General features: G+C 67.1%; 3 protein-coding genes. 1 reads left to right on the plus strand and 2 read right to left on the minus strand.

The genetic code is table 11. From position 1 onward, the window contains the following. Positions 1 to 124 precede the first annotated feature (124 nt). Positions 125 to 628 (plus strand): FBP domain-containing protein, encoded by a 504-nt coding sequence (locus D9R02_RS11405; RefSeq protein WP_019310401.1) that lies wholly within the window; start codon positions 125 to 127, stop codon positions 626 to 628. Between the two features lie 4 nt (positions 629 to 632). Here the strand turns inward: D9R02_RS11405 and D9R02_RS11410 are convergent, their stop codons facing one another. Both D9R02_RS11410 and dnaB read right to left on the minus strand, forming a co-directional pair. Further along, positions 633 to 1,982, minus strand: coding sequence for a threonine/serine exporter family protein (locus D9R02_RS11410; protein WP_121566943.1), 1,350 nt, complete (start codon positions 1,980 to 1,982; stop codon positions 633 to 635). Between the two features lie 115 nt (positions 1,983 to 2,097). Continuing rightward, positions 2,098 to 3,405: a replicative DNA helicase gene (gene dnaB / locus D9R02_RS11415; protein ID WP_052239365.1), complete on the minus strand. Its 1,308-nt coding sequence runs from the start codon at positions 3,403 to 3,405 to the stop codon at positions 2,098 to 2,100. Between the last annotated feature and the right edge of the window lie 334 nt (positions 3,406 to 3,739).

The following is a 3,739-nucleotide window of genomic DNA, read 5'->3' on the forward strand; positions in this document are numbered from 1 at the left end:
TCGTCACACCCCCCTACGACGACGCCGCCGCGCCTCCCCGCCCCGCGCCCGGGTGCGTGCCCCACGCAACGCCCGCGAGCGGCGTCGTGCGCGCAGTGACGCACCAGAACGAAAGCCCAGAATCATGCATACGCATACAGAATCCGAGATCCGCAAGAGCTTCATCAACTGCTCCAAAGGTGCTGCCCAGCGCATCAACATCCCCCAGGACCTGCTGCACACCGCGTGGGAGCAGCAGATCTTCCTGGGGTGGTACGACCCCAAGTCGCCGCGCGCCGGCTACGTGGTGGTGGAGACCGAGGACGGCCTGCGCGGGCTCGTCATGGAGAAGAGCGCGCAGAAGGCGACGGGTGGGGCGAGGATGTGCCAGATCTGCCTGACCCTGCACCCGGCCAGCGGAGTGTCGCTCGTGTCCATCCAGCGCTCCAAGTCCGCAAAGGACAAGTACAGCTCCGTGGGCACATACGTGTGCTCCAACCTGGCGTGCAGCGACTACACGCTGGGGCGGCGCAAGCCCGAGGGCGTGCGCCAGATGGAGGAGACCATGAGTGCCGAGGAACGCGCCGAGCGCACGCTCGAGAACATGCGCGGCCTCGTGCAGCGCGTGGCGGAGGCCATGGGGAAGTAGCTGGTCAGCTGTTGAAGGGCTTGGAGAAGATCGGGACCATGATGTCGCTGAAGTTCTCCTCGTCCGTCATCTCCCGGCGGAACTTCTGGCCAGGGTGCTTCAGCGCGAACTGACGACGCCGCCCGGCCCAGAGGGTCTCCGAGGCCAGGTACTGCCCCAGCATGCCACCCATGCACAGGCAGAACGCGGTGATCGCGGCCTTGAGGACGGACTCGCCGGCGTCCTCGAGGCCGAAGATGGTGCCCAGCACCCCCTGGTAGACGAGCATGCCCGGGAACAGGGGAAGCAGCACGATCATCAGGGTGGCGTTGGATGCGAGGTCCAGGGTGCGCGTGAGGGCCACGCTGAGCGCCCCCGCGACGATCGAGGAGACCAGGATGGCGCTGTAGGAGCTCATCCCGAGCGCACCCACGCCCAGCACACCCAGCTGCACCATGCCGCCGAACAGCCCGAGGGCCGCGAGCTTCCAGTCGCGGCCACCGGAGGCCAGCGCGAAACCGGCGGAGACCACCGCGGCACCCAGCACGGTCAGCGCCCAGCGGGAGTCGTCCATCTCCAGGGTCTCGATGTAGTCCATCGAGTCCCCCACGAGCCGCTGCATGGCGTGGATGCCCACCGTGACACCGGCCACCAGACCCGCCGTGCTCGTGACGGCCTCGAGGATCCGGCCCGAGGCCGAGACGTACCAACCGGTGATCACGTCGTGCACCGCCCCGTACGCCGCGATCCCGGCGAGCCATGCCGCGAGCGCGGCGACGATGCACACCGCCGTCTGAGTGATGGAGAAGAACATCCCGCACACGGTGGCCCCCATGACCGCCACCAGGCCACCGGCGGCCAGGCTGAAGATCTCTGGGGCCTTCACGTGCTGCACCAGGGCGTACACGCCGTACACCACGGCCGAGACCGCGGCGGCGCTGATGGCCGTCCCCCAGCTGCCGCCGAGGATCAGCGCGAAGCCCACCCCGAACATCGTGAAACCGGTCATGATCAGCTTGTGGCCGATGACCCGCGACTTCGCCATGATCTCGTCCATGCGACGGCTCGCCTCATCGGCATCCAGCCGGCCCAGCACGAAGTCCTCCAGGACCGCACCCGTTGCACTGCGCAGCTCGATGTCCAGCGTTCCGGGCTGGGTCTCGAACACCCGCGTGCTCGGCGCCTTGTCCGGCTGGTCCTGGTGGCTGATGGTCACCTGCCCCAGGGAGACACTGACGGTCACGTCCCGCAGGTCTGTCTTGCGGAAGATCGACAGCAGCGACTTGGTGGTGTTCGCGGACCCCGCCCCGCTACGGATCAGGGCGTCTGCGATCTGGAAGGCGAGTTTGTAAGCGGCCTGTTCAGTGGTGAGCACTGGCCAAGCGTAGTGGGGCGCCGCAGTTACCGGCGAGGCGAGGAGGGGGCAGTCTGGTGGGAGGTTGGCCACACGCTCCGCCCGGCCGTTCCTGCACAGGGAGACGCTGAGCTGCTCAGAACCCTTCCAGCGCCATGTTCGCAAACCGTGAGTAGTGCCCCTGGAAGGCCACCACGATGGTCTTGGTGGGGCCGTTGCGGTGCTTCGCCACGATCACGTCCGCCTCGCCGGCACGCGGGGACTCCTTGTCGTACACATCCTCGCGGTGCAGCAGGATGACCATGTCCGCGTCCTGCTCGATCGAGCCCGATTCGCGCAGGTCACTCACCTGCGGCTTCTTGTCCTGGCGCTGCTCCGCTCCACGGTTCAGCTGGGACAGCGCCACCACGGGCACGTCCAGCTCCTTGGCGAGCAGCTTGAGCGCACGGGAGAACTCGGAGACCTCCTGCTGGCGGGACTCCACCTTCTTGCCGGAGCTCATGAGCTGCAGGTAGTCCAGGATCACCAGGTTGAGGTCGTGCTTCTGCTTGAGCCGGCGGCACTTGGCGCGGATCTCCATGAGTGACATGTTCGGGGAGTCGTCGATGAACAGGGGTGCCTCGTTCATCTTGCCCATGATCTGCGCGATCTTGGCCCACTGGTCGTCGTGCAGGGTGCCCGCGCGCAGGTCCTGCATGTTGAGGGTGCCCTCCGCGGAGAGCAGTCGCATGGCGATCTCGTTGCGGCTCATCTCCAGGGAGAAGATCACCGAGGTCATGCCGTGCTTGATGGAGGCCGAGCGCGCGACGTCCAGCGCGAGCGTGGACTTGCCCATGGCCGGACGGGCCGCGATCACGATCATCTGCCCGCCCTGGAAGCCGTGCGTCAGCTCGTCCAGCTCGTGGAACCCTGTGGGCACACCCTGCATGCCCGAGCGGCTGCCCGCGGCCTCGATCTCGTCCACGGTGGCTTCCATGACGTCCTTCAGCGGGACGTAGTCCTCCGCCGTGCGCCGCTCCGCCACCTGGTAGATCTCGCCCTGGGCCTCGTTGACGATGTCGTCCACTTCGCCGTCGTGCGCGTAGCCCAGCTGCACGATCTTGGTGCCGGCCTCCACGAGCCGCCGCAGCACCGCGCGTTCCCGCACGATCTCCGCGTAGAAGCCCGCGTTCGCCGCAGTGGGCACGGAGGCGATGAGCGAGTGCAGGTAGGCGATCCCGCCGATCCGCTCGATCTCACCGTTCTTGGTGAGCTCGTCCCCAACGGTGATCGCGTCCGCCGGCTCGCCGCGCCCGTAGAGGGACACCACGGCGTCGTAGATGTTCTCGTGCGCCGGCTTGTAGAAGTCGACGCCGCGCAGCACCTCCACCACGTCCGCGATGGCGTCCTTGGAGAGCATCATCCCGCCCAGCACCGACTGCTCGGCCTGGTTGTCGTGCGGCATGGTGCGGCCGTAGTCCTCGCGCGGCCCGGACGTGTATTCGGACACCCTGTCTCACTTTCTTCACGACGGCGGCGCCCGTCCTCCGCGGCGCACCCCACCATTCTCGCACCGCCCTCAGACCCGCACAGCGCGTGCTCCCGCGCTGTCCACGGCCTGTGGAAAACACTGTGGGAAACGTGTGGAACACGCCGCTCGGCCATGTGCACAGACCGGATTCAACTGGTCGTTGCAACACCGGCTTCTTGGAGAGACTTTAGCTGCTCGTTCAGTGCCTCGGCAGGTGTCTTCCACCCCAGGCTCTTGCGTGGACGAGTGTTCAGCGTGTGCGCCACGG

The organism is Kocuria rhizophila (assembly GCF_003667225.1).
Taxonomy (GTDB): Bacteria; Actinomycetota; Actinomycetes; order Actinomycetales; family Micrococcaceae; genus Kocuria; species Kocuria rhizophila.